Here is a 628-nt window from a genome sequence, read left to right as displayed (position 1 = left end):
TCATTGGGCCAGTCCCTCAGCCTGCTCTTGATAAGAAACGAATTATAGTTTTCATTTTTCTCATTATTAAACAATGTTAGAAAAGAGTCAATAGAAAATTTATATGCCCTCCTCCGTGTCAAAGCGTCCGGGTAATCACAATGCTGGTGTGATTGCGTAAATCGATTTCATACGGTGAGGCTAGAGGCGTGCCATCCCGCTCCTGTACGATACGCACGGTTGGTCTGTGCACAGCCGCCGGGTCAACGCGCGATACGACGCCGATTTGTCCTGTGTTTAAAACAACTGTAGAAGCTACCGGATAAACGGCAATATGCTTAACGAATAAACGAACCAATTCCAGATCGAACAATGAATTTCCCGCCGCGAATAAATACTCTGTCGCTTCGTTCGGACTGTAATGCTGGCGATAAGAACGGTGCGAGGTTAAAGCATCATAGACATCGGCCATGCCGACGATCTGGGCATATTCATGAATCTGGTTTTTCTGAAGCTTGCGCGGATAGCCGGAACCGTTATACCGTTCATGATGCTGCAGAGCACAGTGGGCAGATAGAAGCGATACATCATACTGGTAGCGCAAAATATTAAATCCGTCTTCCGTATGATTTTCCACCCTCGCCCGCTC

General features: G+C 46.8%; 1 protein-coding gene. It reads right to left on the bottom strand.

Annotated features, from left to right (window positions below; genetic code table 11):
* Nucleotides 1-118: 118 nt before the first annotated feature.
* Nucleotides 119-628, bottom strand: a 510-nt coding sequence (locus B2899_RS14890) for an HD-GYP domain-containing protein (protein ID WP_286886829.1), incomplete at its 5' end; no start/stop codon positions are given.

Source organism: Aneurinibacillus sp. UBA3580, from assembly GCF_002375825.1.
Lineage (GTDB): Bacteria > Bacillota > Bacilli > Aneurinibacillales > Aneurinibacillaceae > Aneurinibacillus > Aneurinibacillus danicus.
Note: the sequence above shows the minus strand (reverse complement) of the source record. Positions and strands in the feature narration are given on the sequence as shown.